Consider the following 25088-nt stretch of genomic DNA (forward strand, 5'->3'; position numbering starts at 1 on the left):
GATCTGCGCGTGTGCAGTCTATCCTAACCGGTTATAAATGGTCAGCCCGTCAGTTGCGGCGGCAATAGCTGTGCGCTCATCTTTCTGCATGGCGGTTTTCGACAGCCAGAATCCTTGGCACAAGCCTGGCCGCCAGATATCGCGAGGCGCGCGGCGACAGATGCAGGAAGTCGGCCGATACCAGGTCGTTTGCGCTGGTCCCGACCCTCGTCAGACATCCGTCCGCGTTGCAGAGCTCGTCATAGGGCGACAGATATTCGATCCCGAGATCGGCGGCGATCTGCCCAATGCTGTCGTCAGTCTGCTTGGTCGATCGCACATCGTGGCTGCGTTCCGGGATCAATGTATGATGGCGCAGGAAATATTGCACCGTCAGATGGGGCACCGTGTCGGTCCAGACCGGGACAGGGCCGACCAGGATGACACGGGCGGCGCCGGCCTGTCTGAGGGCGACAATCGTCGGGCGGAGATCGTCGGCGGTGGGTTCTTTGCTCCACGCCAGGTGCAGAAGCACGACATCGGGGTGCGAGCGGGCAACCGCAGCAACGATGTGGCGATTGGTTTGAACACAAAACGGAATGGTCTCGGCCTGCGCGGTGAAGAGTGGCGGGCAGGAATTGACGGTGAACTGGGCTAACCCGAATTGATCGCCCTGGACTTGCCGCAGCCCGGCGGCAAGCATGCCGGCGGTCGAATCGCCCCATACGAAAACAAGCGGGCGCTTGCTGGCGTCAACGCAACTCGGATCAAACGCGGGATCGGCGGAAGCGGAGATATGGCATTCGCCGTATCTCAGGAAGTCCCTGGATACGGTCATGGCGCCGGCTTCGCGAACGATCGCCGGAAGCCGAAAGGCAAAGCCGTCGACGATCGCCAACGCTCCCACCGATGCAACGGCTACCATCGATGCCGCAAGGACCGGCGCCAACCGCCACTGCCCGAACCTGATTGGGCGCTCGACGTAGCGATAGGTTGCCCAGGCCAGAATGAAGCTGGCCCCAACGGCCAGCCCGTTCTCGGCCAAAGTCAGGGGACGACCTTTGAAGCTCGCCGCAAAAACCAGGATCGGCCAATGCCAGAGGTAGAGCGGATAGCTGATCAGCCCGATCGCGACCGCGGTACGGGTCGAGAGAAATCGATTGCGACCTGACATGATGAGGGCGGCAGCTGCGGCGACCGGCGCCACCGCTGCGATCCCGGGGTAGGTCATGGAGGGCGAATAGAACGCGGTTACCGCCGCGATCACTGCGAGCGCGGACCATCCGAGAAGGTCGCGCCCCGCGGAGAATCCGCTGGGCAGGCAGACGGCCACCAATGCTCCGGCCGCGAGTTCCCACGCCCGCGTGAACGGCTGGTAGAATGCGGCTTCAGGGTTGGTTCGAACGACCAGGATATTTGCGACAAGCGATGCGATGAAGATCAGGGCAAGGGGAGCGGCGGCGGCGATCCGCCATCGCATCAGCGCCCACAGCAGCAAGGGCCAGACAAGGTAGAACTGTTCCTCGATGCCGAGCGACCAGAGATGGAGCAGCGGCTTCGTTTGCGCGGCCGCATCGAAATAGCCACCCTCCGAATAGAACAGCAGGTTTGCCGAGAAACCCGCGCCCGCCGCAATCTCCTTTCCAAGGGCCACCAACTCGCTCGGCATCAGAAGTTGCCATCCGGCGATGAAGGCGGCGATCAAGACGACGATCAGGGCAGGAAAAATCCTGCGAATGCGACGCGCATAGAACGTCGCAAGGCTGAAGCTCCCGTTCTGAATGTCGCCATAGATGATCCCGGTGATCAGGTACCCGGAAATGACGAAGAAGATGTCGACCCCGACGAAACCCCCGGGAACATATTGCGGGAACGCGTGGCCGAGCACGACCAACGAGACGGCAACGGCCCGCAGGCCGTCGATATCCGGCCGATAATTCTTGTAGTTGTGCCCCATCGTCCTCTCGCGCCTGGTCTGTGTCTCTCCCTGAACCCGCCGAGGTTGTTTTGCAAGGGGAGCGGTGCCGGCCGGGGCGCTAGCTTTGACCGGGAGCGGACGGAAAGCCCTCCGAGGCGGTCCGCATCCGGTTGCGGCCGAGGAAGTAGACGGCGGTGGTCGCGATGAGCAGCGCCAGTCCGATCAGGATCGAGGTGAAGCCGATCGGGACCAGGATGAACGACGCATTGCGCTCGGGATTGACGTACCAATGATGCAGCGAGGTGAGCAGGAAGGAGACGCCGGCAAAGCCGGCGCCGCCGCCGATCAGCAGCAGCGCCCACATCCGCCGCAGCTGGCTGAGCCGCTCGCGCGCAACGTCGGTGCGCGGCGCATGATGCTTGCCGAGGCGTCGCACCAGGCGGATTGCAAAGCCGATCGAGGAGAAGCCGATCAGCACGCTGGCCGAGCCGAGCAGCAGCCGCGTGGTCGAGCCGAGATCGGGGATGCGCTGGAGCGCGAGCAGCGGAAAATCGAACGCCGCGTGCAGCGCGACCGGCGCGACCAGCACCAGCGCCCAATTCGTCATGCGCGCCCAGTCGCGGTGACCCCGGTAAGCGCCGAGCGCGCCACCGGAGCGCGCGATCGCAAGATAGGCGCCGGCGATGATGCCGAGCGCGCCGTGGAACGGCACCGTGAGCACGCTGCGCAATGCCGCGAGCGCGCGCCACATGTCCTTGTGCTGGACCAGATAGGCGAGGTTCTCATAGGCGGCAAATCCAAGTCCGGCGGCCGCGCCATAGACCACCGTATCCATCGGATCGGCGAAGGCGCGGCGCCGCGTCGAGATGACGACGATGACGAGCACCTTGACGATCTCCTCCGGTGCCGCGACTCCGAAAGCTGCACGCACCGCCTGCGTCGCCCAGGGATTGTCGGGAATGGCAAGCAGCGCATTGAACGGAATTCGCGCCAAGCCGAGCAGGGAGATGCTGGCCGCGCCGAGCACGAAGGCGAGCCACACCTGAACCGGCGGTCCGGGGCGCTCGTCAGCGGCGATGACCAGCCACAACACCAGCAATGCGGGGGCAATGGCGGCGGCGCCGATGACTGTTGGAAGCGACTCAAGCAACAACATGAGCCGGACGGGCCCCTTTAATGGCACCAAAGCGATGCGTGCCGAAGAAATGGCAGCAAGTTCAGCGGATTGCAAATCGGTCTGATGCCGTTCTCGTGACCAATATGCCACGGTGCCTTACGAAAGCGGGTTGGAAAGTGCCGTTGCGGACCTTGATCAGCTAAGGGCCTAGGGCGGCTCCCGGACAGGTTCCTGCCAAGCGCCAGGTCCATGGCGTTCCAGGCGCAGGAGCTTTGGTAGCCCGACGATTCCGGGATCGCGGCCTGTGGGTCCGATCAGCTTTCGGCACCGCGTCCCCGTCGTTGGGCTATAATGCCGTGGGCAAGGCGACTGATCCGGTAAAAGCCAGAGATGCTTTCGATTGATTTTGCTGCGATCGTTCTTGCCGTGATCGCGCTGTTTGCGGCGTTTGTAAATGGCGCGCTTGGTTACGGGTTTTCCTCGCTCACGGTGCCGGTCGCACTCGTCTTCTACACCAACCGCGTCCTCAATCCCGCGGTGGTCATCGTCGAAGTCTTCGTCAATCTGTATGTCCTGTGCATCAATCTGAGCGGCGTTCCGGCCGTGTGGCGGCGCGTGCTGCCTATTCTCATCGGCATGCTGCCCGGCATCGCGGTCGGAGCCTTTGCGCTGACGTCGTTTCAGCCCGGCTGGACCAAGTTCGCCACCTACTCGATCATTCTGCCGCTCATTCTGCTGCAGGCGGCCGGTTGGCGGAGGCCGATCCAGTCGAAATGGCTGGTCGGTTTGCCTTTCGGAACGATGCTCGGGATCTTGTACTCGGTCACGACCATTTCGGGCCCGCCGCTGGCGATCCTCTTCAACAATCAGGGCCTCGTCAAAGATGAGTTTCGGGCCGGTCTCGCACTGGTTCGGGTGACGGAGTCCAGCCTGACTGCAATCGCGTATTACAAGCTCGGTCTGTTCATCGACGAGAGCCGGAGCATCCTGTTTGTGCTGGTTCCCTGCGTTGTCCTCGGCATACCGCTCGGTGCCTGGCTGATCCGGCGGCTGGACGCCGAGACGTTTCGCCGGATCTGCATGAGCTTTGATGCGTGGGTCGTGGGATTCGGCCTGTCGCGCGTATTGATCGAAGTGAAGCTGATGGAAAGCCCGTGGGCCTACGGCGTCATGGCCGGCACGATCCTGATCGACATCTGCTTGCTGTACGTTTTCTTCACCGCGAGGAGAAGCACCGTGCAGGACTCGCACGCGTTGGCTTCGCTGAAGTCGGGCAACCGGGGCGGTCCGACCTGAAGGTGCTCTAACCTGCGAGCAGGCGCCGGCAGGTTTCGACAAAGACCTCGGCACCCGTGACGATATCGGCGTCGTCGGTGTTCTCGCTCCAGTGATGGCTGATGCCGCCGATCGACGGCACGAACAGCATCGCCGCCGGCATGATGGTGGCGAGGACCTGGGCGTCATGGCCGGCGCCGCTCGGCATGCGGATCGATTTGCCGCCGGCGCAGGCTGCGCTCGCGGCTTCGATCGCATCCTGGAATGCAGGCGTCATCATCGCGGGCACCCCGGTGCGGATGCGCTCAACCTTCACACCGCAACGGCCCTGAGCGGTGGCCTCGGCCGCCAGGCGATGCAGCTGTTGTTCGAGGCGGCCGATCACTTCGGGATTGTCGTCGCGAATCTGGAATAGCATCTCGGCGCCGCCTGGAATGATGCTCGGTGCGCCTGGGTCCAGCGTGATCCGGCCGGTGGTCCACACCGTGCGCGGTCCCGACAGGGCAGGGAAGCTGTCGTCGATCGCGACGCAGAACCGCGCCAGCCCGAGGCCGGCGTCCCTGCGCACCGCCATCCGCGTGGTGCCGGCGTGGTTCTGCTCGCCGGCGAACGTGATGCGGTACTGCCAGATGCCGACGATCGAGGTGACGACGCCGATCTTGAGTCCGCTACTCTCCAGCGTGTCGCCTTGCTCGATATGCGCTTCGAGATAGCCGATATGGCGGCCGGCCTCGGCATTAAGGCGCGGGCGGCCGGCGAAGCCTGCGTCGCGCAATGCATCGCGCATGGTGCGATCGCTGGAGCGGTCGCGGGCTGCGTCGATGTCGGCTTCGGTCACCGCGCCGACAAACGACCGGCTGCCGAGGAAACTGCCGAAATGTCCTTCCTCGTCGCACCACGCGGCGACCTCGACCGCGCCGTTCGCGTCCGGGTCGGTATTGATGACGCGCGCCGCCTCGAGCGCGTAGATCACGCCGAGCGGCCCATCGAGCCAGCCCGCATGGTTCTGGCTCTCCAGGTGCGAGCCGGCGAGCAGTTTTGGTCCCGCCTTCGCGCTGGAGCCGAGCACATTGCCGATGCCGTCGATCGTTGCGGTGAGATTGGCGTCGGGCAAACGCGTCGCGAGCCAGTCGAGCGAGCGCAGATGCGGTTCCGAGAATGTCGGCTTGTGCACGCCGGTCTTGTAGGTGCCGATCGCGCGCAACGCGTTGAGATCGGCGAGCACGCGCTTGCCGTCGAAGCGACCGTTGATGCCTGGCATGATTGGACTCCGGATTGCCGTCTTGATTTTACGTCTTGATTTGCGCCTTGGCGCCTCAATCCCGTCTTGATGCCGACGCGGTTGGATGCGACGGAACAATCAGGGCAAACGATTTCTTAGCGGTTCTGCTCTTAGGTCGCAGTACGAATAGCGTGAGAGTGTGATCATGTCTGCATTCCGGAACTGGGCTCGCAAGGCCGCTGTGCTGTTTCTTCCGATCGCGCTCGGCGCCTGCGCGCAGGTCTCGCAGCAATACAGCATGACCACGCCGCCGCCGGGGACAGGTCCGCTGGCCTGGGACGGTGCCGGACAGGATCCCAATCTCCCGCAGCCGCGGCGCCATGCGCGGAATGCGTCGCCTGCGGTGGCGGAGACATCGCCCGCGCAACTGTCGGAAGCGGATGCCGACGACCGGCTGGCGCGCAAGCTCGTGATCTGCAGCACCTGCATCAAGCGGACGCCTGTGGCGGCGCAGCCGAATAATCGTCAGGACGTCGCCAGCAATCACTAGCGGCTGGCGCTAAGCGCTGTTGCTGGACATCCAACCGGCTCGCAGGCCTTAGTTAGGCCACGATGTCGGTCGATGCGCAGGCCCATGTCGATCCGAAGATTCATTGTTCCCGTCGTCGTCGTCGCGCTTGCTGCCGCAATCCTGATTCACGTCGGGGGCTCGCGGGCGCATGCGCATGTGCCGACGCATTGCGGCTTCTGGACCTCGATCGAGGCCGGATTGTCCTGCAGGTGATGTCCTTCCGGTGATCCCAGCGGCAACCCGGGAAAAGCGTTCTGAACGCTTGCCCGCCCGGCCAATCGCCACTATACGTTCGCCCGTCGCGGCTTGAGGGCTGTGGCCGGTCCGGCGCATCTCACGTCTAACGTATTGATTTGCCGGGAGTTTTGCTCCCTTCGTCTATCGGTTAGGACGCCACCCTTTCACGGTGGAGAGAGCGGTTCGATTCCGCTAGGGAGCGCCATTACTGCCAGACTGGAAATCCAGCCAACTCAACGCATTGTGCTCGGACGGACGCTCTCGCCGCACCGTCTCGGCCCGTTGTGCACGGGTCGGCGGATCGCTGCAATCCGCAGCTGTTTCGCAACCCTTTGGTAAGTTAGCGGCGATACGGCTGGGCCCGGGAATGATGTGATGGCTCCAGGGACCAGGAAGCGCGAAACGCGCAAATCGCTGCGGCAATCCGGCTGGATCACGCTCGACGGCGGATTCGCCGCGCGGCCCTGCGTGGTCGAGGACATGTCCTCGTCGGGCGCCAAGATCACGGTCCAGGACAACAACACGCTGCCGGCCAAGCTGCGGCTGGCGTTCTCGCGCGACGCCCGCACCGGGCGCGCCTGCGAAGTGGTGTGGCGCGAAGGCAGGACGTTCGGCGTCAAGTTCGTGCGGTAGAGCATGATCCGGAAAAGTGGATCCGGTTTTCCGAACAGATCATGCTCAAGAAAAGAGCTAGCTCATGCTGCGATCCTTCCCGATCGCATCATGAGCTAGCCTCATCCGGTGGCGCGGGATAAAAGGCCGGATGCGCAAGACCTGCATTGCCATCATCGCCGTCCTGCTTCCCGCCGCCGCGTTCGCCCAGCAGGGCGACCGCCGCAATTTCCAGACGCCCGCTGACGCCGGCAAAACCTTGCCGTCGAAATCCGCGACGCGGAGCAATCCATGCGCATCGTACGGACCCGGCTTCGTCAAGGTGGAAGGCTCCGACACCTGCGTGAAGCTCGGTGGCGCCGTCAGCGTCGGTGGCGGGATGTCCAGCGGCGGGCGTTGAGCGGCTTGCCGCCCGCGCTCACGACATCGGCGGCGCGATGAACCGCACGAAGGCCGGCCGCCCCGCGATCTCACCGAACCAGCGTTCGAGATGGGGCAGCTTCGGCTTGGTGACGCCCTCGACGCCGAGCCAGCGCCGCGCAAAGGCGCCGAGCGCGATGTCGGCGATCGTGAACTGATCGCCCTCGATGAAGCGGCGCCTTGCAAGCTGCGCCTCGACGACGCGCCACACCACGCCCTCGGCATCGGCGTCCTTCTGGATCTGGACCATATCGCGCTTCTCCGGCGGCGTGCGCACCAGCCCCCAGAACACCGGCCGGTCGACCGGCTGCAGCGTCGACAGCGTCCAGTCGAGCCAGCGGTCGACGGCGGCGCGCGCCTTGGGCGCTTGCGGATAGAGCGGCGCGCCATGACCATAGGCCATGCAGAGATAACGCATCACCGAATTGGATTCCCACAGCACATAGTCGCCGTCGACCAGCGTCGGGACGCGGCCATTCGGATTCATCGCGAGATAGTCGGGCTGATCGTTCTTGCCGAACTGCATGCCGGCATCGATGCGCTGATAGGGGAGGTCGAGCTCGGCGAGACACCAGAGCACCTTCTGCACGTTGACCGAGTTCGCCCGACCCCAGATCGTCAGTTGCGGCTTACTGTCCATCACGCGTTTCTTCCCGCTGTTGTGCTTTGCGCGCGTTCATAGCTGAAGCGTCGGGGAAAAGCGCGGGGTGAATTGTACCGAGAGCAAAAAAAGGCTCCGCCGCATAGCGGCAGAGCCTCGCTGATCGCTATGCATCAAGACGCCGTCAGTGACCGAACAACAACCACAACACGATGATCACCGGGATCGGCACACCCAACAGCCAAAGCAAAATTCCTCTTCCCATCGTTGCCTCCTCGCATGCTTGTGAGGGAGCAACGTCAACGATCGTGTCGCGTTCCTCGCGATCGTTCGGCGCTTCAGCAAGGGCGAAACGCCGACAGGAACGTAGGAGCGGGCGCGGTGTTTACCAATGGCCGGTGTTCGGCATCGATGCCCACGGCTCGGCCGGAGCTTTCGGCTCGCCCTTTTGCAGGATCTCGATCGAGTGCAGGTCGGGCGAACGCACGAACGCCATGTTGCCGTCGCGCGGCGGACGATTGATGGTGACGCCCATCTTCATCAGCTTCTCGCAGGTCGCGTAGATGTCGTCGACCTCGTAGGCGAGATGGCCGAAATGGCGGTCCTCGCCGTATTTCTCCTCATCCCAATTGTAGGTCAGCTCGACCAGCGGCGCGCCGCGGGTCTGCGGCAGGGACTTGAGCAGATGGAGGTCTTCCTCTGCGCAGAGAAACACCAGCGTGAAGCGGCCCTTCTCATTGTCGATGCGGCGCACTTCCTTCAGCCCCAGCGCGTCCTGATAGAATTTCATCGCGACATCAAGATTGCGGACGCGCAGCATGGTGTGCAGATAGCGCATTTTCTTATCCTCCTGCAGATTCAGAGATTTTGTTTGGGCTCGGGCGAGACGGGGCAAGGAATAGCAGCAAAACGCGACGCGGGGCAGGGGTTAGCGCGAGTTTTGCCGATCGCATTTCGCCTTTGCATGCTCACGCCTTCGCGAGCGCTGGCTCCCGTTGCGCCGCGCGATCACGCGGCCGGATATGGACGGGACGTGCCGCGACACGCTTGCGCAGCAGCGGATCCAAGAAAGCCCCGCCCAGCGAAATTTCTGGGACGGGGCTTGTGGTCGAGCCTTGGAGGCGCGGCCTCTATCGCACCGATTGGCGATCACGGCCAATCAAGGACGCGCGAGGTTGGACGGCCTCTAAAGCGCTAAACCCCGCGAGTGGGCTCGCGAGGTCTGATGCCGACCGGCCTTGGGGAGATCGTGCCGGCAACCGGGCAGACAATGTCGCTGCGCGCGGAAGGTTCCTGGGGCCGGAAAATAGAAAGCCCCGCAGGCTGGATGCGGGGCTTTCCCAGCTGACGGACTGGGGATCTCTCAGGGCGTGAGCCGTCAACTGTTGGACACCAAACTTAAGGTTGAATTTGTAAAATGCAACAGCGCCGCGTAGACGGAGTATGTTCGTCCCACAGCGCTGCGCCGGATGCTGGGCCCTGAAATCCCCCAGCGCCCTTTATGTCTTCGCGGCGCGCGAAAGGTTCAAAGGAAAGACCCCGCGAGGGGAATTCGCGGGGCCTTCCAAAGCCGACAGGGCGGTGAGCTGTCGGCACCACGCGCGATGTGCATGTCGTTTCGGCCGGCTGGTTCCTCCAATTGGCTGACCGGCGTCAGGAACGGCCGGGTTTCCAATCGGGCTGCGGCTCGTATTCATCGACCCGCTCGACGCGATGTCCGGCAGGCACGATCTGGCCACCCAGTTCGTCTGCGACCGGAACATCCTCGACAAGACCGTCGATCAGCGCCGCCTCCCAAACTTCCTTCTCCGTCGCGAACGATCTTCCGAGCTGAGTCTTGCCGCGGAACAGGGCGTACATGGGCGCCTCCACAAAACAAAACCCCGCCAGTTACCGAAGTAAGCTGACGGGGCTTGTTGAGCTGATATTTCCGGTGGATTTCTCCCTCGTTGTACCGCTCGCCAAACTAACGGCGGAACGAGAGACTCGTTCCTTCCTTTTTTTGATGGTCGCGTCTTTTTTTCAAGGTCGCTTTTTAAGGTCGCAGCTTCCCGGACGTTCCGTCGTGGGAACCTACTTTTTTGCGTCGTCCCTTTTTGCCGCGCCCTTTGCCGTGTTCTTCATCTCGGATTTGTTGGCCCGCTTCACATCCATCCCCGTGGTGTCCATCGCGCCGCTCTGAGTGGCTCCGTTGGTGTTTTCAGGCCGTTCCATGCCGCTCTGCGGCGCTGGACCAATATCCTGGGCAAAGGCCCCGCCGCATATCAGGGTGAAGACGGTGACCGCGATCAGCTTGCACCTCCTGGCGTCACCAGAATGACCCGTGCGCAGTCGAGAGGTTCCTGTCGGCTACTGCCGCTCTCACACCTTGATGTCGAGGATGGTCTCGACCGCTTCACGGTCGGCCTGGTTCTTCGCGGCGAAGACATCCAGCACATCCTCATTGATGATGCGCGGCTGCTCCTTCGCCGTCTGGTCGACGACGAGCTGCACTCTGGCTTGCGTCACTTCGACAGGTACGGGGTATACGAGCATGGCTCTCTCCCTCTGGAGGATCGAACCTTGTCAGGGGTTTCTTAACGATTTGTAAGCGCCCGGGGAGCTGCCTTTTTGCGCCGATTCGGAGGGCCGGGCGGTATCGGCCTCGCACGCCGGCCGGATTGGAGCCATACTGCGGGCCGCCAGGACCGGGCGGCGCGATCGATGAAGAACGGGCTCTATTCGATCCACATCCACATGACCGACGGCGTGAGGGGCCGCGACAGCGGCATCCTGATCCTGCGCGACGGTCTCTTGATCGGCGGCGGGCCATATTTCTGGTCAATCGGGGCCTATACGGCCGGCGAGGGCACCTGGAAGGGACATCTCAGCACCAACCAGCATTCGCCCTTCGCGGACCCGTTCACCCGTCCGCTGTTCGCCGGACAGGAAGTGACGAGCGGGTTCTCCGGCACATTCAGCGGCGACGAGGCTGAGGTGTTCGGAACCGTGCTGGTTGGAACCCGCAGCCTGGGTTTCCGGGCCACCCTGAAATGGCTCGCCGATGCCTGAATGCGCGCACGCGGCGCGAGGCTGTGGACAAGCGCGCAGCAAGATCCGTATTTCGTTGGATAATTGGACCCGCTGGCGTTGTGGATTTGCTGCGGACAAGCAGGGGATATCGCTGTGAATCCCGCTGCGGCCGCCGATCGGAAGATCCGGACGAGGCGTTACCCGGCCACCGCTAACCCTACCTGGTTAGGTTAAGAGCAGCATCGTGTTGTCTCCACCTGCGATTGCGATTGGGATGGCTGCGGGTGACAGCCATGATGCCATCGTTCCACAGTGCTGATCGACCGACCCACCGGCGCGTGATGGTGGTGGGGCTGCTGTTCTGCTCGGCTTTTGTCGTGATCAGCTTCTGGCTGCGGCCGCAGCCGGAGAGCGGCAAAGTGCTGGTGAAGTCGGACCGGCTGGTCCGGACCGCGGGAGAGGCCCGGAAGGCAAACTGAAGACGGCAAGCCGGGGGAGCGGCAAGCCGAGACGCGCCGCCGACGCTCAGTCGGGCAGCTTCCCATTCGGATGCTTGTGATACATCGCGATGCCGATGAAGCCGGCAAAGCCCATCACGTTAAGCAGCAGTTCCATCCATGCCGGCATTGATGCCAACCTCGTTCACCGCCAAGCTAATCTCTGAGGTTGTATTTTTGTTCCAGCGCTAACCGATGGTAGCTTTGCGCTATCGTATGGCTGGCGCGTTTTCGAGCGATCCGATCGGAACGGAAAACGCTCGAGGGAACCGGAACTGCGTTTGCGGCAACCATCGCACGGCGGCACTGGCAATAGCCATAAGCCCGGAGCACGCCGCTCGGGGCTTTCTCACTTGCGCCTCATGGCGCCCGGACCATGAACGCGGTCGCCTGGCAAGGGCATCAAGCGGTCTTGCGTCAAGCGGTCTTGCGTTGAAATCCACTCCAGGCATTGCCGAGCGTGTTGTCGTAATATTCCTGGCGATCGCGCTCGAACTTCTGCTGCGTCGCCCTGAAGCTGGCAATGCGTGCGACGATCTCCTCGCGCTCGCGCGCGACGCGGTCTTCCTGATCGGTCATGCCCATCCTCCTGGCCGTGGTCCTGTCCCGGGCGCATTGGCGTCGGCGAATTGGGCGTCAATGCGGAGCAGCCAGTGCAGGAATGTGATGATGCTGAGGCGCTGGAAGAGCGACCAAGCGGAGGCGCCGACGCAGCTGATCGCAAGCCGATCGATCAAGACACGCCGCTCGCAGCCGATCGCTCGCGCAACGGTTGAGCTCGCAATCGGTCTGGCCGTGCTATAGTCGCTGCGGCCAACCGGATTGTTTTTAGTGATCGCAAAAGACTTGCGCAGCGGCGTCGAGCAGCTCGGCAACATGATTGCGGAGGCGTCGTCCATCGTGCCCTTCACCGGGGCGGGCATCTCCACCGAGTGCGGCATTCCCGATTTCCGCTCGCCCGGCGGGCTGTGGACCCGCAACCGACCGATTCCGTTCGACGAGTTCGTCGCCAGCCAGGACGCGCGCGACGAGTCCTGGCGGCGCCGCTTTGCGATGGAACAGACGTTTGCGGCGGCCAAACCCGGTCGCGGGCATCGCGCGCTTGCGTCGCTTTACCGGGCCGGCAAGGTTCCCGGCATCATCACGCAAAACATCGACAACCTGCATCAGGCGTCGGGCTTCAAGGCCGACGATGTGATCGAGCTGCACGGCAACACGACCTATGGCCGCTGCATCGGCTGCGGCAAGGACTACGAGCTGTCGTGGGTGAAGCAGCAGTTCGACAAGGCGGGCAGCGCGCCCGATTGCGCGGACTGCGGCGATCCGGTGAAGACCGCGACGATCTCGTTCGGGCAATCGATGCCCGAGGATGCGATGCGCCGCGCGGCGGAACTCTCCCGGCACTGCGACCTGTTTCTGGCGATCGGATCATCGCTTGTGGTGTGGCCCGCCGCAGGCTTTCCGATGATGGCGAAGGAGAGCGGTGCGCGGCTCGTGATCATCAACAACGAGCCGACCGATCAGGACGACATCGCCGATCTGGTGATCCGCCACGACATCGGCGACACGCTTGGTCCTTTCGTAGGCAATTGATGCCTGATTGATTCGCGGCTCTGCAAGTCTGTTCATAGTTCCCGCAAGAATCGTTTTTTAGCTATGCCCCGCAAGCGGGAGTGTTATCTTTTGGTTGAGAGATTCGCGCCGCGTCCAAATCAGTCCGAGTGAGTTGGTCATGGAGAGCAGCGTGTACAGGGTGCGCCGCAACGACGGCGATCTGCATTTGATGTGTGGGGTCCGGGGTCATGGGGTCGGACGGATTTGAGTCCAAGAAGCTCGGCGGACCGCCGATGGGCGGAGTTGGGCAAAGCAGGATTGGTCAAGGCGAGTATGGAAGCGCGCCACGCGATCCGGCGATGGATGCTTTCTCAGGCCTCGGCGACGCAGCGGCCAACCTCGTCGAAGTTTCCGGCGTCATCAAATGGTTCGACGCCTCGAAGGGATACGGCTTCATCGTCCCCGACAATGGCTGGCCCGACATCCTGCTGCACGTGACCGTGCTGCGGCGCGACGGTTATCAGACCGCCTATGAAGGCGCGCGGCTGGTCGTCGAATGCGTGCAGCGCGCGAAGGGCTACCAGGCTTTCCGCATCGTCTCGATGGACGAATCGACGGCAATCCATCCGGCGCAGATGCTGCCGCCGCGCACCCATGTCACGGTGACGGCAACAAGCGGGCTCGAGCGCGCGCAGGTCAAGTGGTTCAACCGGCTGCGCGGCTTCGGCTTCGTGACTTGCGGCGAGGGCACGCCCGACATCTTCGTGCATATGGAGACGCTGCGCCGCTTCGGCATGACCGAACTGCGCCCCGGCCAGTACGTGCTGGTGCGGTTTGGGCCCGGCTCCAAGGGCATGATGGCCGCCGAGATCCACCCGGAGACCGGTCCGTCGGCGCTGTCCTCGCACTGATCCGGGTCTGATCCTCCCTGACGGAAACGTGAGCCGCCGGCGAGCCGTCTCGGCTCTGGCATTTGCCGCAATCGTCGGGTTAGGGTCCGCCGGAAAATCTTCCCCGGTGTGAGTATTTGTCGATGAATTTCGTTCGCATTGTTGGACGCCATCGTTCGTGGCTGATGGCCTGCCTCGTGATCATGTTCGGTGCGTTGCTGGCTCCGGCCGCGCAGGCCGCCAGCGTCCAGCCGCTCGAGATCGTCACCAAATCGGGCGTGCACGTCTTCTCGGTCGAAATGGCAACCACAGAGCAGGAGAAGGAGACCGGCCTGATGTACCGGAAGGAGCTCGCGGACGGCAAAGGCATGCTGTTCGACTTCTCGCCGGAGCAGGAAGTGTCGATGTGGATGAAGAACACCTACATCTCGCTCGACATGATCTTCATCCGCGCCGACGGGCGCATCCTGCGGATCGCGGAAAACACCGAGCCGCTCTCGACCCGGATCATTCCGTCGCGCGGGCTCGCCAAGGGCGTGCTCGAGGTGATTGCCGGGACCGCGCAGAAATACGGCATTCAGCCCGGCGACCGGGTTGCCCATCCGCTGTTCGGCGGCCGTTAGCATCCGGTTTTGACGCGATTTCCGGCGGAAACCGGTGCCGGATTCGCCGCACGAAGTCCCGCACCGGTGCCTTGCTGGCGATGGCTGAAGCGTGTATCCACGGGGCTTCTCGGAAATGTCGGGGTATAGCGCAGCCTGGTAGCGCGGCAGTTTTGGGTACTGCAGGTCGTTGGTTCGAATCCAGCTGCCCCGACCATCCCAATCAAAGACTTAACAGAGACGCTCCGTCGGTAGATGAGGCGGACGCGATGTTCATGATCGGCGCGTGCTCGGCATTCGCGCATGACCTGGTCCACAAATCGCGGTCAGTTGGCACCCTGAAATAGCAAGCGCGGGACCGAAGCGCCCGCGCTCCACTGCTCGCAACTTCAGCCGCCCGGGCGCTGACCAGATCAACGAGCCGGCGGGTTGTAGCGATCTAGGATCACGGTTCTTGAGCCACTCTCCGGCGGTCGCGAGATGGGGTCGTCGAATTTGTGATAGCGGTCGAACTGCTGCTGCTCATCGCGCAGATGTGGCGCTTCGGCGGACGAGTAGGCTCTATTTGCACCGTTCCAGTGATCAAATCCCGACACGACGCAACCCCGTCTTGGTTCAGATGCAGGTTGGTTAGCATCGTTGCGGGGTTATCTCTGTATCGGCGTGGCAACACCACCAGCAATCCGCACGACATCAGCACACGTATTGTTTCCGTGGCTCTCTGTGCGTGAACAGCGTTCCGGCACGGGTAACCAAGCTTCGGCCGGATTGTCTCGCCTGAGGCAACAACGCCGCCTGGACGGAATATGCTCGTCCAGACGGCGCCGTCGAAATACTGGGCCCTGAAATCCCCAGTGCCAATGGGTCGTGCCGGCGGGGGATAGGTTCAACGTTGCGCCGCCTTGCCGCAGTCCAAGCCACGACATCGTGAGCTGCGCGATCTCGAGCGGATGTGGCTTGCCGATAACGCGCGCGCGCTGGCAGGGTAGTTCGGCCCGACAAGACCAATCCGCGAGAAAAGCACCATGGCGCGCAGACTGATCGATATCTCCGTTCCCCTGCAGAACGACGTTCCGGCCGATCCGCCCGGCAACCATCCGACCATCCAGTATATCGATCACCAGCAGGGGCTGCCGCGCATGCTGCAGTTCTTCGATGGACTGAAGGCGGAGGACCTGCCCGACGGACAGGGCTGGGCCGTCGAGCAGGTCTCGCTCTCCACCCACAACGGCACGCATCTCGATGCGCCCTGGCATTTCCATCCGACCATGAACCGCGGCGAGCGATCCTGGACCATCGACGAGGTGCCGCTGGAGTGGTGCTTCCAGCCGGGCGTGAAGCTCGACTTCCGCCATCTGGCTGACGGTTATGTCGCGACCGCCAAGGATGTCGAAGCCGAGCTGAAGCGCATCGGCCACACGCTGTCGCCGCTCGAGATCGTCGTCGTCAACACCAGCGCGGGCGCGAAATATGGCCAGCCCGACTACGTCAATTCGGGCTGCGGCATGGGCTACGAGGCGACGATGTATCTGCTCGAGCGCGGCGTGCGGCTGACCGGCATCGACGGCTGGAGCTGGGACGCGCCGTTCGTCTTCACCGCGAAGAGATACGCCGAGACCAGGGACGCCAGCCTGATCTGGGAAGGCCACAAGGCCGGGCGGCACATCGGTTACTGCCACATCGAGAAGCTGCACAATCTCGAGCAGCTGCCGTCGACCGGATTCATGGTGTCGTGCTTCCCGGTGAAGATCGAGCGCGCGTCGGCGGGCTGGACGAGGGCGGTCGCCATCCTCGACGGCTAGGCGCGCCGGGGTTGTGATCGGCCAGCTTCGGGAACCGGTGGACAGGCTGTGCATTACGGCGGGTTGTTGCGGCACGGCTACAGCCTGAGGCAGCCGAATCTGCTTTAATGCACGCAGTAGATGCATTGGGTGATCGGGCCGCCGGCTCGTCCTCGCGTCCCGATTTCGGAAGCGTTCTCTCCCGTGACTAGAGCCCCGGCGTCTCCGGGGCTCTTTCTTGCGTGCCGCAGCTGAGCCAAGCCCGGCAGGTGAACCAACCCCAAAAAGCAAATCAGGTGCGTCGGGACCGACGCACCTGATTTCATGTCTTTAATATCGCTTGTGTCGACCGGGCGGTTGTTACCACCGGCAAACGCGAACGCCACGCGGGGTCCACCAGCAACGGGGCCCACCACCGTAGTAGCCATAGCCGCGTCCGTATCCATAGCCGCGACCATAACCCCATCCGCGGCCGCGACCCCAGCCGCCGCCGCGATAGCCCCAGCCGCCGCGTCCGCGCCATTGCGCTTGCGCAGACGACGTAGTGGCGCCGACCAGGATGGCGGAGGTGCTTGCGACATAGACGAACAACAAAGCGACTGCTGCCAGGCAACGAGTCAGGATATTGTAGCGTTTAGTCATTCTGAAGATCTCCAGTCCACTTCCAAACATCTGAACTGATGCTGGCTGTCTCGCTTAGACGCGCGACACCGGCATTCGGTTCGTGCATGCTAAGACAATATTTTCACTAAGGTTCTTGCGAGCTTTAACGACTCTATTGAGACCAACAGGTAAGGTCAAGTTACAGTCCCGCCTGCAAAGGATACTGTCGTTGCTGCGCTCATCTTGTCGTTCATCCGCCGTTCATTCTGTTCATCTTGCGTTGCGCCGATTTGATTTGTGCATCGCAGAAGCAGAGATTTGAGAACCTCGGAAAATGCCGGCGAGAACTTGAAGTCGACACGATCCTGTTCTCTCAGCGTTGCTGTATCCTTCCAAAGAGTGCCCATGCCGAAACAACACACTTACGTCCTTGGTCTCAACGTCTACGACCATGACGTCAGCGCCTGCCTGCTGCGTGACGGCGCGATCGCCTACGCGATCTCCAAGGAGCGCATCACCCGCGAGAAGCACGCCTCCGGCTTCTACAAGGAAGTCGTCGACTACTGCCTGTCGGCCGAGGGCATCACCCTCGACGACGTCGATCTCGTGGTGCGCAACAGCTACATCCTGCCGGTGCCCGAGATGGAGGAGCGGATGCTCCACCAGGATATGCCGGGCTTCTTGCCGATCGCCGAACGCAACGAGGCAATCAAGCACCCGCTGTTTCGTTCCAAATCCGACAAGGTGGTGTCGATCTCGCACCACCTCGCGCATGCCTACAGCGCGTTCGCGGTGTCCCCATTCAAGGACGGCGTCGTGATGATCGTCGACGGCGTCGGCAATTATCGGGCCGACGCGATGGAGTCCTGCTCCGAAGATGAGGCGTCGCCGCTGGCCCGCGAGTCCGAGAGCTACTACAGGTTCGACGACGCCAGGCTCGAATGCCTGAAGAAGGTCTGGATGGAGCCGGCGCGGGGGCTGTTGTCGGACGAGTTCTACAACATGCCGGGACTGGGGGCGCTGTACAGCCGGGTCTCGACCTATGTGTTCGGCGACTGGAACAAGTGCGGCGAGTTGATGGGGCTGGCGCCCTATGGCCGCCATGAGCAGGTCGGCCATCTGCTCGAGATGAAGGACGGCAAGCTGCACGTGCCGTTCTGGGGCGCCGAGAACCAGCAGCCCTTCGTGCTCGACAGCGGCAGCTGGGACAAGAGCCCGACGATGCGGCACTGGGAGGACATCGCCTGGCGGGTGCAGGACGATACCGAGAACGTGCTGCTGGCGCGGGCGCGCTGGCTGCGCGAGACCACGGGGGCGAAAAATCTCTGCATCGCCGGCGGCGTCGCGCTGAACTGCGTGGCCAACGGGCGCATCGCGCGCGAGTCGGGTTTCGAAAACATCTGGATCCAGCCCGCCGCCGGCGACGACGGCATCGCGATTGGTTGCGCTTATTACGGCTGGCTCGAAGTGCTCAAGCAGCGCCGCTCGTTCGTGATGGACCACGCCTATGTCGGGCGGCGCTACAGCGACGCCGAGGTGGCCGCCGCGCTGCAAAGCTTCCTGGTGCGCATCCAGATCGACGCGAAGCGCTGCGACAATATCTGCCGCGACACCGCAAAGCTGCTCGTCGACCAGCGCGTGATCGGCTGGTTTCAGGACCGTTCCGAGTTCGGTCCGCGCGCGCTCGGCAACCGCAGCCTGATCGCCGATCCGCGCAGGGCCGAGATGAAGGACATCCTCAACAGCCGGGTCAAGCACCGCCAGGCCTTCCGGCCGTTCGCGCCGATCGTGCTGGCCGAGCGCATGAAGGAGATCTTCGAAGGCGAGGAGGACTCGCCCTACATGCTGATCGCAAAGCCGGTGCGGCCGGAATGGCGCGACAAGATCCCGGCAATCGTGCATGTCGACGGTTCGGCGCGGGTGCAGAGCGTGCGGGAAGAGACCAACCCGATGCTCTATCGCCTGCTGAAGGAGTTCGAGGCGCTGACCGGCGTGCCGGTCCTGATCAACACCTCGTTCAACGTCAAGGGCGAGCCGATCATCGAGACGCCGCAGGACGCGGTGAGCTGCTTCCTCACCACCGGGATCGACAACCTCGTGATGCATGACACGCTGGTGTCGAAGACCGCCATGCACAAGGTCGTCACGCCCGTGATGACGACGTTCGGCGACGTCGCCACCATCGTCTCCTCGACCACCCAGGACACCAGTCGCGGCGGCTAGAGAGCGTTTTCGAGCGAAGTGGGCACCGGTTCGCGTGAAGAAAACGCGTCAAAACAAGAATCTAGAGCTTCGGTTCTGATTCAATCAGAACCGAAAATGCTCTAGCAGGCTGTTGAAGAAGTCTTTGAACGGCGCGCGATGAATGGGATGTTGTCGCCGTTGAGGAGGCAAACCTCCCCTTCGAGTGAGCCGTCATCGTGCAGTTCGGCCCAACCGTCACCCTCGGCTGGCTCCATTTCGTCGTTTCCTTGCCAGGCGAACTCGACGGTATCGCCGTGGCAGGCTCCATGAATGGAACCGGTGAGGCAATCGAAGGCGAATTCGCCGCCGGTCACATCGAACAGGATGTAGGCGCCCGCCAAGGCCAGGTCGTAGCCCGGCGTCTCGACGACCTGCCATCTTCCCCGAATGCTCATGCCGGTGCCGCCAGAAGCTTGGGAAGCCGGATCAGATTGTAGGCTGCAAGCGCCAGGACGAAGACGGCATCCACGCGGTCACGGCCTCGCAGTTTGACCTTGGCCAAGCCAGCGGAACTCTTGATCCAGCCGAAGACTTCTTCGATGCGTTTGCGGCAGCGTTGGCTGACATCGTAGCCGCTGTGACGCGTGGTACGCGCGTCGATCGCCGTCTTGCGCCGTTTGCCGGTCTTACTCAGATGTCCATCGATCGCGATATGCGGGGTAACCGATCGATCTCTCAGCTCGTGCACGAACTGCGTGACATCATAGGCCTTATCCGCCCCCAGAGTGATCCGCTTCGCGCACCTCCGCCTGTCGATCATGGCAAGCGCAATCTCCCGTTCGGCGGTGCCCGTCGCTTGGCTCACCCCACCCAAAACCGCTAAACCGTTGCGGTTCTCCATCAGAGCATGGCCCATATAGCTCAGCTTGGCTGGCTGGCCGTCACCCTTCTTGTAGAGCCGCGCCTCAGGATCGGTCGTGCTCGCATGGGTCTCGTTGGATCGCTTCTCCTTGTGAAAGCTGCGCTCGGCGTTGCGTCCCGGACCGTCCTCGTCTTTGTCGCTGCCATCCTTCTTCCGGAAGCTCTTGATCGAAGCCCAGGCTTCAATCAGCGTACCATCCACCGAGAAGTGATCGCTCGATAGCAGGCGCTTGACCTTTGGCTGCGCCAAAAGCGCGTTCAAGAACTTGGCCGCAATCTCGCCTTCGAGCAGCCGGTCACGGTTCTTCGAGAAGGTCGAATGGTCCCAAACCGTATCGTCCACCCCAAGCCCAACGAACCAGCGGAACAGAAGATCGAACTCCATCCGTTCCATTAGATGCCGTTCCGAGCGAACCCCATAAAACGCCTGCAGGAGCATCGCCCGAAGCAACTTCTCCGGTGCGATCGAGGGGCGACCGAAGTCTGTATAGAGCTTGCCGAACTCCCCAGAAAGGTCGCGCAGCGTCGCATTCGCCAAGTCCCGGATTACCCGTAGCGGGTGGTCGACGCGAACCCGAGCCTCCAGGTCCACGTAGCTGAAAAGCGAGCCGGACCGTTCGTCACTTCCTCGCATCGTGCCCCCCGGTGAAATCTCGGCCCTAGAGAATCACGATACGAAACGCTTCGCTACCGGCTTCTTCAACAGCCTGCTAGAGCATGACCCGGAAAAGTGCGAAGCGGTTCCCCGCGACAAACGCGAAGCGTTTGCGCGGCCTTGCTCAAAAATAAGGGACTTACGCCGCCTTCGCGGGCGCCGCGGGCTTTGCCGCCGGCGGCTTGACCGGCTTGTCCTGCCGCTTCGACCACGAGATGTAATAGGCCACGATCGTCATGATCGCGATGCCGGAGATGCTGACGAAGACCTGCGCGAACAGCGAGCCCGAGCTCATCGACAGCTCGAAATGTCCGACAAAGGACAGGAACACGCCGACGCAGAACACCGCCAGCGACTGCTGGCCGCAGACGATCAGGGGATCGAACACCTTCCACTCCAGCGCCGCCCAGTCCTTCGGGATGAAGCGGATCACCAGCACCGTGATCACCACGAAGTGCAGGAAGCGATACGGCGCGAGGTTGGTCTTGTCGTTCGGGTTGAAGGCCGAATAGAGCCAGTCCGGGAACATGGCGCCGAAGTCCGGGAAGCGCCCGGCCATCGTCATGATCAGCGCGAAGATCATATAGGCGATGCAAAACCACAGCGTGTAGCGCGAGTTGATGATGCGCATGTTGTTGCGGGCGCCGCCCATCGCGCACCATGAGCCGAACACGAACAGCACCTGCCAGGCGAACGGATTGAAGTACCAGCTGCCGGCCGGGTAGGCCGGCAGGTTCCAGCCCTGGTGGCGCGACACCAGCCACAGCACGAGCGAGGCCGCCATGGTCCAGTTCGGCCGCCGCAGCATGAACCACAGCACCGGGGGGAACAGGCCCATCAGCACGATATAGAGCGGCAGCACGTCGAGATTGACCGGCTTGAATTTCAGGAACAGGCCCTGGCGCAGCGTCTCGGTGGCGTTGTCGACGAGGCCGGCGACGTTGAACTCGTTGATGATCTCGGAATCGCCGAAGCGCAGCGCCAGATAGCTGATCGAGGCGATGTAGATCACGAACAGGATGATGTGGGCGACATAGAGCTGCCAGACCCGCTTGGTCAGCCGGGTGGCGCCGACGATGAAGCCGCGCTCCAGCATCATGCGGGCATAGACGAAGGAGGCGGTGTAGCCGGAGATGAAGACGAACAGGTCCGCGGCGTCGCTGAAGCCGTAATTCCGCGTCGTGATCCAGTTCACGACGTTGTCGGGGATGTGATCGAGGTAAATCGCCCAGTTCGCGACCCCGCGGAACAGGTCGAGCCGGAGGTCACGTCCTTTTTCGGGCAGGGTAGCGTGGATTTCCATGGCGCGCCGTTTCCTCGAGGTGATGCTTGTCGAGAAGATCGCGCCGCGGGACCGGGGGACTGCTAAGGGAAGCCTCCCGAGGCCAGATTGTCACAGCGCGGTAGAATGACTATACCGGTCCGGCGAAGGCTGCCTCCGAGATCGAGGAATCACCGATCAGATCGTTGATAGGTGTCTCTATACTATCCCGGCGGTTTCCTTCAAATCGCTTCCATGTCGCACATCCCACGGGGCCGACCATCCATGACCGCACGCATTTTTAAGCCCGCCAAAAACGCGATGCAATCGGGACGTGCCAAGACCAAAGAGTGGCAACTGGACTACGAGCCGGAGCAGCCGCGCTCCGTGGAGCCCTTGATGGGCTGGACCTCGTCCACCGACATGAAGCAGCAGCTGACGCTGCAGTTCGAGACCAAGGAAGAGGCGGTCGCCTATTGCGAGCGCAAGGGCATCGCCTACCAGGTGATCGAGCCGAAGGATTCGGCGCACCGCCAGATCGCCTATGCCGACAATTTCGCGTTCCGCCGCTGGGAGCCTTGGACCCACTAAGGTTGGACCCACTAAGTCCAGACTAGCGCCCGATCAGCTCGCCGCGGGTGCGGCGAGGGCGCCCGGGATCGGCAGCGGCGCGTCCTTGGAGACGCCGAGCACCGGAAAGCTTCTGATCTTACGCACATTGGGCAGGCCGGCGAATTGCAGCAGCTGCTGGCGCATCTCGTCGACGCTGGGCGCGACGCATCGGAGCATGAAGTCGGCATCGCCCGAGATCCGCCAGCATTGCAGGAAGCGCGGCACGGCCGCCACATCAGCCTCGAACGCCTCGATCGCGCTCAGGGTCTGGCTGTCGAGCTGGATCAGCACGAAGGTCGTCACCTCATAGCCGAGCAGCCGCTCGTCCAGCGTGGCGCGGATCGCCTGGATCACGCCGCGGCTGCGCAGGGCGCGAACCCGGCGCAGGCAAGGCGGGGCAGTGATGCCGACCCGCTCGGCGAGCTCGTTGATCCTGATCCGGCCGTCCCGCTGCAACTCGGACAGGATCCGCAGATCGATGTCATCGAGCTGTGGGCGCTCGGTCACGGTCACGAGCCCGCCACGGCGGCGCGCCGGCTGTCGCTGCCGTGGCTCGCCTGGCCGATCGCAGCCCGCGGCGCCACGCCCGACAGCACCAGCTTCTCATGCGCCGCGATGATGGCGTCGCGGGTCAGCCGGCCGCCGGGGCGGTACCAGGTGCACAGCCCGGTGAGCAGCGCCAGGATCGCGAAGGTCGCGACCTGGATGTCGACCACCTCGAACGCGCCGTCCGCCACCCCGTCGGTGAGGATCTGCGCCAGCCGCTGCTCATAGGCGCCGCGCAGCGCCACCACCGCGTCGTAGTTCTTCGCATCGAGGCTGCGCAGCTCGGAATTGGCGATGAAGACCTCGCGCTTGCGGGTCATGTGATAGGTGACGTGGAACGCGACAAAGGCGCGCAGCTTCTCGCCCGGATCGGCCTTGCCCTCCAGCGCAAGGTCAAGCTCGCGCAGCAAATCGTTGATATGGTCCTGCACCAGATCGAACAGCAGGTCCTGCTTGGTTGAGATATGGTTGTAGAGTGAGCCCGCCTGGATGCCGACCTCGGCGGCAAGCTGGCGCAGGCTCATGGCCTCGTAGCCGTGCTCGAAGATCAGGCGCACGCCGGCCTTGCGGATCGCCTCCAGCGTGGTGGGGCCGTGTGAGCCGATCGTGCGTGCCATCGGGGCCTCGGAGGGTGTTGGCTTGCCAGGGAGGACCAGGAAACAAGCGAACGACCGTATGTATATCGCATGAAATCCCAGTGAATTCAATGAACTGCGGATTTCGCGCGCAAACCATAGCACGATTGCTTGCGAAGCCAAGAAAAAAACGTATGATCGTTTAATTGCAAGATGAATGTCACGGGAGGGATCATGGCCTCGAACCAGGCGGCAATCTTCAATTTTGACCTTGGCGAGACCGCAGATGCGATCCGCGAGACGGTGCATGATTTCTCGACCAACGAGATCGCGCCGCGCGCCGCCGAGATCGACCGCAGCAACCGGTTTCCGCGCGACCTCTGGCCCAGGATCGGCGCGCTCGGCCTGCACGGCATCACCGTCGAGGAGGAGTATGGCGGCTCGGGCCTCGGCTATCTCGAGCACTGCATCGCGGTCGAGGAGATCTCGCGGGCGTCGGCCTCGGTCGGCCTGTCCTACGGCGCGCATTCCAACCTCTGCGTCAACCAGATCCGCCGCAACGGCAACGAGGCACAGAAGCGCAAATACCTGCCGAAGCTGATCTCGGGCGAGCATGTCGGCTCGCTCGCGATGTCGGAGCCGCAGGCGGGCTCGGACGTGGTCTCGATGAAGACGCGCGCCGACAAGAAGGGCGACCGCTTCGTCCTCAATGGCAACAAGATGTGGATCACCAACGGCCCGGTCGCCGATACGCTGGTGGTCTACGCCAAGACCGATCCGAACGCCGGCCCGCGCGGCATCACCGCGTTCATCATCGAAAAGGGCATGAAGGGATTTTCCACCGCGCAGAAGCTTGACAAGCTCGGCATGCGCGGCTCCGACACCTGCGAACTGGTGTTCGAGGATTGCGAGGTGCCGGAGGAGAACGTGCTCTCCGAGGTCGGCCGCGGCGTCAACGTGCTGATGAGCGGTCTCGACTATGAGCGCGCGGTGCTGGCGGCCGGGCCGATCGGCATCATGCAGGCCTGCATGGACGTCGTGCTGCCCTACGTGCACGAGCGTAAGCAGTTCGGCGAGCCGATCGGCTCGTTCCAGCTGGTGCAGGGCAAGGTCGCCGACATGTACACCACGATGAACGCCTCGCGCGCCTATGTTTACGCGGTGGCGAAGGCCTGCGATCGCGGCGAGACCACGCGCGAGGACGCCGCCGGCGCCATCCTCTATGCCGCGGAGAAGGCCACCCAATGCGCGCTGGATGCGATCCAGCTGCTCGGCGGCAACGGCTACATCAACGATTATCCCACCGGCCGCTTGCTGCGCGACGCAAAGCTCTACGAGATCGGCGCCGGCACCAGCGAGATCCGCCGCATGCTGATCGGCCGCGAACTGTTCGCCAAGACAGCCTGATGTCTTCTCCCTCGCCCCGCGCTTGCGGGGAGAGGG

29 protein-coding genes and 2 tRNA genes are annotated in these 25088 nt (G+C 63.0%); 17 read left to right on the forward strand and 14 right to left on the reverse strand.

Annotated elements, in window-relative coordinates; all coding sequences use genetic code 11:
* Window positions 1–76: 76 nt before the first annotated feature.
* Together ACZBJS_RS25000 and ACZBJS_RS25005 are read right to left on the reverse strand one after the other, a co-directional pair.
* Window positions 77–1936 carry an acyltransferase family protein gene (locus ACZBJS_RS25000; RefSeq protein WP_463439403.1) on the reverse strand — a complete coding sequence of 620 codons (1860 nt, stop codon included), beginning with the start codon at window positions 1934–1936 and terminating at the stop codon, window positions 77–79.
* Window positions 1937–2015: 79 nt separating this feature from the next.
* A complete protein-coding gene (locus ACZBJS_RS25005; protein ID WP_028342108.1) occupies window positions 2016–3053 on the reverse strand; it encodes a PrsW family glutamic-type intramembrane protease in 1038 nt (345 codons plus the stop codon).
* A 387-nt stretch (window positions 3054–3440) separates the two neighbouring features.
* Between ACZBJS_RS25005 and ACZBJS_RS25010 the strand changes: the two genes are divergently transcribed.
* Complete coding sequence (locus tag ACZBJS_RS25010) at window positions 3441–4310, forward strand: sulfite exporter TauE/SafE family protein (RefSeq protein ID WP_316397225.1); 870 nt, start codon at window positions 3441–3443, stop codon at window positions 4308–4310.
* 7 nt (window positions 4311–4317) lie between these two features.
* Here ACZBJS_RS25010 and ACZBJS_RS25015 read toward each other — a convergent pair whose 3' ends face one another.
* Window positions 4318–5550: a Zn-dependent hydrolase gene (locus ACZBJS_RS25015; protein ID WP_316397226.1), complete on the reverse strand. Its 1233-nt coding sequence runs from the start codon at window positions 5548–5550 to the stop codon at window positions 4318–4320.
* A gap of 166 nt (window positions 5551–5716) precedes the next feature.
* Between ACZBJS_RS25015 and ACZBJS_RS25020 the strand changes: the two genes are divergently transcribed.
* The 5 genes from ACZBJS_RS25020 to ACZBJS_RS25040 all read left to right on the forward strand — a co-directional run bounded on the left by ACZBJS_RS25020 (window position 5717) and on the right by ACZBJS_RS25040 (window position 7331).
* On the forward strand, window positions 5717–6061 hold the full coding sequence (locus tag ACZBJS_RS25020; RefSeq protein ID WP_076828667.1) for a hypothetical protein: 345 nt from the start codon (window positions 5717–5719) through the stop codon (window positions 6059–6061).
* A gap of 84 nt (window positions 6062–6145) precedes the next feature.
* Window positions 6146–6295 carry a hypothetical protein gene (locus tag ACZBJS_RS25025; protein ID WP_016844593.1) on the forward strand — a complete coding sequence of 50 codons (150 nt, stop codon included), beginning with the start codon at window positions 6146–6148 and terminating at the stop codon, window positions 6293–6295.
* A gap of 154 nt (window positions 6296–6449) precedes the next feature.
* A tRNA-Glu gene (locus ACZBJS_RS25030) sits at window positions 6450–6524 on the forward strand.
* A 170-nt stretch (window positions 6525–6694) separates the two neighbouring features.
* Window positions 6695–6952 (forward strand): PilZ domain-containing protein, encoded by a 258-nt coding sequence (locus ACZBJS_RS25035; protein ID WP_018271493.1) that lies wholly within the window; start codon window positions 6695–6697, stop codon window positions 6950–6952.
* A 130-nt stretch (window positions 6953–7082) separates the two neighbouring features.
* A complete protein-coding gene (locus tag ACZBJS_RS25040; protein WP_253590323.1) occupies window positions 7083–7331 on the forward strand; it encodes a hypothetical protein in 249 nt (82 codons plus the stop codon).
* An 18-nt stretch (window positions 7332–7349) separates the two neighbouring features.
* Here the strand turns inward: ACZBJS_RS25040 and ACZBJS_RS25045 are convergent, their stop codons facing one another.
* The 3 genes from ACZBJS_RS25045 to ACZBJS_RS25055 form a co-directional block, all read right to left on the reverse strand.
* Complete coding sequence (locus ACZBJS_RS25045) at window positions 7350–7991, reverse strand: glutathione S-transferase family protein (RefSeq protein ID WP_168858948.1); 642 nt, start codon at window positions 7989–7991, stop codon at window positions 7350–7352.
* A 346-nt stretch (window positions 7992–8337) separates the two neighbouring features.
* Window positions 8338–8790 carry a VOC family protein gene (locus ACZBJS_RS25050; protein ID WP_016844600.1) on the reverse strand — a complete coding sequence of 151 codons (453 nt, stop codon included), beginning with the start codon at window positions 8788–8790 and terminating at the stop codon, window positions 8338–8340.
* Window positions 8791–9605: 815 nt separating this feature from the next.
* On the reverse strand, window positions 9606–9812 hold the full coding sequence (locus tag ACZBJS_RS25055; RefSeq protein ID WP_316397227.1) for a hypothetical protein: 207 nt from the start codon (window positions 9810–9812) through the stop codon (window positions 9606–9608).
* On the opposite strand from ACZBJS_RS25055, the gene ACZBJS_RS25060 reads away from it, so the two are divergent.
* Window positions 9811–10134 (forward strand): hypothetical protein, encoded by a 324-nt coding sequence (locus tag ACZBJS_RS25060; protein WP_316397228.1) that lies wholly within the window; start codon window positions 9811–9813, stop codon window positions 10132–10134. The two genes, ACZBJS_RS25055 and ACZBJS_RS25060, sit on opposite strands and share 2 nt — an antisense overlap.
* Window positions 10135–10313: 179 nt before the next feature.
* On the opposite strand, the gene ACZBJS_RS25065 is transcribed toward ACZBJS_RS25060, so the two are convergent.
* The gene (locus tag ACZBJS_RS25065) at window positions 10314–10487 is read right to left on the reverse strand and encodes a hypothetical protein (protein WP_018271496.1); all 174 of its coding nucleotides are present in this window, start codon (window positions 10485–10487) and stop codon (window positions 10314–10316) included.
* Between the two features lie 75 nt (window positions 10488–10562).
* Here ACZBJS_RS25065 and ACZBJS_RS25070 point away from each other — a divergent pair, with 75 nt between their 5' ends.
* Both ACZBJS_RS25070 and ACZBJS_RS25075 read left to right on the forward strand, forming a co-directional pair.
* The gene (locus ACZBJS_RS25070; protein WP_244558847.1) at window positions 10563–11003 is read left to right on the forward strand and encodes a GrlR family regulatory protein; all 441 of its coding nucleotides are present in this window, start codon (window positions 10563–10565) and stop codon (window positions 11001–11003) included.
* Window positions 11004–11257: 254 nt separating this feature from the next.
* Window positions 11258–11443, forward strand: a complete 186-nt coding sequence (locus tag ACZBJS_RS25075) for a hypothetical protein (RefSeq protein ID WP_057018561.1) — start codon at window positions 11258–11260, stop codon at window positions 11441–11443.
* Between the two features lie 435 nt (window positions 11444–11878).
* On the opposite strand, the gene ACZBJS_RS25080 is transcribed toward ACZBJS_RS25075, so the two are convergent.
* On the reverse strand, window positions 11879–12040 hold the full coding sequence (locus tag ACZBJS_RS25080; protein WP_229189477.1) for a hypothetical protein: 162 nt from the start codon (window positions 12038–12040) through the stop codon (window positions 11879–11881).
* A gap of 252 nt (window positions 12041–12292) precedes the next feature.
* On the opposite strand from ACZBJS_RS25080, the gene ACZBJS_RS25085 reads away from it, so the two are divergent.
* The 5 genes from ACZBJS_RS25085 to ACZBJS_RS25105 all read left to right on the forward strand — a co-directional run bounded on the left by ACZBJS_RS25085 (window position 12293) and on the right by ACZBJS_RS25105 (window position 16309).
* Window positions 12293–13054, forward strand: coding sequence for an SIR2 family NAD-dependent protein deacylase (locus ACZBJS_RS25085; RefSeq protein WP_225160997.1), 762 nt, complete (start codon window positions 12293–12295; stop codon window positions 13052–13054).
* Between the two features lie 209 nt (window positions 13055–13263).
* Window positions 13264–13926: a cold-shock protein gene (locus ACZBJS_RS25090; protein ID WP_057018559.1), complete on the forward strand. Its 663-nt coding sequence runs from the start codon at window positions 13264–13266 to the stop codon at window positions 13924–13926.
* Window positions 13927–14048: 122 nt separating this feature from the next.
* On the forward strand, window positions 14049–14528 hold the full coding sequence (locus ACZBJS_RS25095) for a DUF192 domain-containing protein (protein ID WP_057018558.1): 480 nt from the start codon (window positions 14049–14051) through the stop codon (window positions 14526–14528).
* Window positions 14529–14647: 119 nt separating this feature from the next.
* Window positions 14648–14724: transfer RNA gene (locus ACZBJS_RS25100), tRNA-Pro, on the forward strand.
* 808 nt (window positions 14725–15532) lie between these two features.
* Window positions 15533–16309, forward strand: coding sequence for a cyclase family protein (locus ACZBJS_RS25105; RefSeq protein ID WP_057018557.1), 777 nt, complete (start codon window positions 15533–15535; stop codon window positions 16307–16309).
* A gap of 339 nt (window positions 16310–16648) precedes the next feature.
* On the opposite strand, the gene ACZBJS_RS25110 is transcribed toward ACZBJS_RS25105, so the two are convergent.
* The gene (locus tag ACZBJS_RS25110) at window positions 16649–16930 is read right to left on the reverse strand and encodes a hypothetical protein (protein ID WP_076828733.1); all 282 of its coding nucleotides are present in this window, start codon (window positions 16928–16930) and stop codon (window positions 16649–16651) included.
* 366 nt (window positions 16931–17296) lie between these two features.
* On the opposite strand from ACZBJS_RS25110, the gene ACZBJS_RS25115 reads away from it, so the two are divergent.
* Window positions 17297–19114, forward strand: coding sequence for a carbamoyltransferase family protein (locus ACZBJS_RS25115; protein ID WP_316397229.1), 1818 nt, complete (start codon window positions 17297–17299; stop codon window positions 19112–19114).
* 101 nt (window positions 19115–19215) lie between these two features.
* On the opposite strand, the gene ACZBJS_RS25120 is transcribed toward ACZBJS_RS25115, so the two are convergent.
* From ACZBJS_RS25120 to ACZBJS_RS25130, 3 genes are all read right to left on the reverse strand, one after another.
* On the reverse strand, window positions 19216–19530 hold the full coding sequence (locus ACZBJS_RS25120) for a hypothetical protein (protein ID WP_316399509.1): 315 nt from the start codon (window positions 19528–19530) through the stop codon (window positions 19216–19218).
* Window positions 19527–20630 carry an IS5 family transposase gene (locus tag ACZBJS_RS25125; RefSeq protein ID WP_316399510.1) on the reverse strand — a complete coding sequence of 368 codons (1104 nt, stop codon included), beginning with the start codon at window positions 20628–20630 and terminating at the stop codon, window positions 19527–19529. Before ACZBJS_RS25125 ends, ACZBJS_RS25120 begins: the two co-directional genes overlap by 4 nt.
* 160 nt (window positions 20631–20790) lie before the next feature.
* Window positions 20791–21954 carry an OpgC domain-containing protein gene (locus ACZBJS_RS25130; RefSeq protein WP_316398368.1) on the reverse strand — a complete coding sequence of 388 codons (1164 nt, stop codon included), beginning with the start codon at window positions 21952–21954 and terminating at the stop codon, window positions 20791–20793.
* Between the two features lie 243 nt (window positions 21955–22197).
* Between ACZBJS_RS25130 and ACZBJS_RS25135 the strand changes: the two genes are divergently transcribed.
* Window positions 22198–22503, forward strand: coding sequence for an ETC complex I subunit (locus tag ACZBJS_RS25135; protein ID WP_016846428.1), 306 nt, complete (start codon window positions 22198–22200; stop codon window positions 22501–22503).
* A 33-nt stretch (window positions 22504–22536) separates the two neighbouring features.
* On the opposite strand, the gene ACZBJS_RS25140 is transcribed toward ACZBJS_RS25135, so the two are convergent.
* Together ACZBJS_RS25140 and ACZBJS_RS25145 are read right to left on the reverse strand one after the other, a co-directional pair.
* Window positions 22537–23031, reverse strand: coding sequence for an Lrp/AsnC family transcriptional regulator (locus tag ACZBJS_RS25140; protein WP_057018554.1), 495 nt, complete (start codon window positions 23029–23031; stop codon window positions 22537–22539).
* 2 nt (window positions 23032–23033) lie between these two features.
* Complete coding sequence (locus tag ACZBJS_RS25145) at window positions 23034–23687, reverse strand: TetR/AcrR family transcriptional regulator (RefSeq protein WP_076828648.1); 654 nt, start codon at window positions 23685–23687, stop codon at window positions 23034–23036.
* Between the two features lie 192 nt (window positions 23688–23879).
* On the opposite strand from ACZBJS_RS25145, the gene ACZBJS_RS25150 reads away from it, so the two are divergent.
* Window positions 23880–25052, forward strand: coding sequence for an isovaleryl-CoA dehydrogenase (locus ACZBJS_RS25150; RefSeq protein WP_316398367.1), 1173 nt, complete (start codon window positions 23880–23882; stop codon window positions 25050–25052).
* The last annotated feature ends 36 nt before the right edge of the window (window positions 25053–25088 follow it).

The organism is Bradyrhizobium sp. KZN70725, from assembly GCF_055264925.1.

What these genes read in the sequence shown, in the direction of transcription:
- ACZBJS_RS25000 (WP_463439403.1), bottom strand. Translation starts at nt 1,936, where the DNA reads ATGGGGCACAACTACAAGAATTATCGGCCGGATATCGACGGCCTGCGG.
- ACZBJS_RS25005 (WP_028342108.1), bottom strand. Translation starts at nt 3,053, where the DNA reads ATGTTGTTGCTTGAGTCGCTTCCAACAGTCATCGGCGCCGCCGCCATT.
- ACZBJS_RS25015 (WP_316397226.1), bottom strand. Translation starts at nt 5,550, where the DNA reads ATGCCAGGCATCAACGGTCGCTTCGACGGCAAGCGCGTGCTCGCCGAT.
- ACZBJS_RS25020 (WP_076828667.1), top strand. Translation starts at nt 5,717, where the DNA reads ATGTCTGCATTCCGGAACTGGGCTCGCAAGGCCGCTGTGCTGTTTCTT.
- ACZBJS_RS25025 (WP_016844593.1), top strand. Translation starts at nt 6,146, where the DNA reads ATGTCGATCCGAAGATTCATTGTTCCCGTCGTCGTCGTCGCGCTTGCT.
- ACZBJS_RS25035 (WP_018271493.1), top strand. Translation starts at nt 6,695, where the DNA reads ATGGCTCCAGGGACCAGGAAGCGCGAAACGCGCAAATCGCTGCGGCAA.
- ACZBJS_RS25040 (WP_253590323.1), top strand. Translation starts at nt 7,083, where the DNA reads ATGCGCAAGACCTGCATTGCCATCATCGCCGTCCTGCTTCCCGCCGCC.
- ACZBJS_RS25045 (WP_168858948.1), bottom strand. Translation starts at nt 7,991, where the DNA reads ATGGACAGTAAGCCGCAACTGACGATCTGGGGTCGGGCGAACTCGGTC.
- ACZBJS_RS25050 (WP_016844600.1), bottom strand. Translation starts at nt 8,790, where the DNA reads ATGCGCTATCTGCACACCATGCTGCGCGTCCGCAATCTTGATGTCGCG.
- ACZBJS_RS25060 (WP_316397228.1), top strand. Translation starts at nt 9,811, where the DNA reads ATGGGCGCCTCCACAAAACAAAACCCCGCCAGTTACCGAAGTAAGCTG.
- ACZBJS_RS25055 (WP_316397227.1), bottom strand. Translation starts at nt 9,812, where the DNA reads ATGTACGCCCTGTTCCGCGGCAAGACTCAGCTCGGAAGATCGTTCGCG.
- ACZBJS_RS25065 (WP_018271496.1), bottom strand. Translation starts at nt 10,487, where the DNA reads ATGCTCGTATACCCCGTACCTGTCGAAGTGACGCAAGCCAGAGTGCAG.
- ACZBJS_RS25075 (WP_057018561.1), top strand. Translation starts at nt 11,258, where the DNA reads ATGATGCCATCGTTCCACAGTGCTGATCGACCGACCCACCGGCGCGTG.
- ACZBJS_RS25080 (WP_229189477.1), bottom strand. Translation starts at nt 12,040, where the DNA reads ATGACCGATCAGGAAGACCGCGTCGCGCGCGAGCGCGAGGAGATCGTC.
- ACZBJS_RS25090 (WP_057018559.1), top strand. Translation starts at nt 13,264, where the DNA reads ATGGGGTCGGACGGATTTGAGTCCAAGAAGCTCGGCGGACCGCCGATG.
- ACZBJS_RS25095 (WP_057018558.1), top strand. Translation starts at nt 14,049, where the DNA reads ATGAATTTCGTTCGCATTGTTGGACGCCATCGTTCGTGGCTGATGGCC.
- ACZBJS_RS25105 (WP_057018557.1), top strand. Translation starts at nt 15,533, where the DNA reads ATGGCGCGCAGACTGATCGATATCTCCGTTCCCCTGCAGAACGACGTT.
- ACZBJS_RS25110 (WP_076828733.1), bottom strand. Translation starts at nt 16,930, where the DNA reads ATGACTAAACGCTACAATATCCTGACTCGTTGCCTGGCAGCAGTCGCT.
- ACZBJS_RS25115 (WP_316397229.1), top strand. Translation starts at nt 17,297, where the DNA reads ATGCCGAAACAACACACTTACGTCCTTGGTCTCAACGTCTACGACCAT.
- ACZBJS_RS25120 (WP_316399509.1), bottom strand. Translation starts at nt 19,530, where the DNA reads ATGAGCATTCGGGGAAGATGGCAGGTCGTCGAGACGCCGGGCTACGAC.
- ACZBJS_RS25125 (WP_316399510.1), bottom strand. Translation starts at nt 20,630, where the DNA reads ATGCGAGGAAGTGACGAACGGTCCGGCTCGCTTTTCAGCTACGTGGAC.
- ACZBJS_RS25130 (WP_316398368.1), bottom strand. Translation starts at nt 21,954, where the DNA reads ATGGAAATCCACGCTACCCTGCCCGAAAAAGGACGTGACCTCCGGCTC.
- ACZBJS_RS25135 (WP_016846428.1), top strand. Translation starts at nt 22,198, where the DNA reads ATGACCGCACGCATTTTTAAGCCCGCCAAAAACGCGATGCAATCGGGA.
- ACZBJS_RS25145 (WP_076828648.1), bottom strand. Translation starts at nt 23,687, where the DNA reads ATGGCACGCACGATCGGCTCACACGGCCCCACCACGCTGGAGGCGATC.
- ACZBJS_RS25150 (WP_316398367.1), top strand. Translation starts at nt 23,880, where the DNA reads ATGGCCTCGAACCAGGCGGCAATCTTCAATTTTGACCTTGGCGAGACC.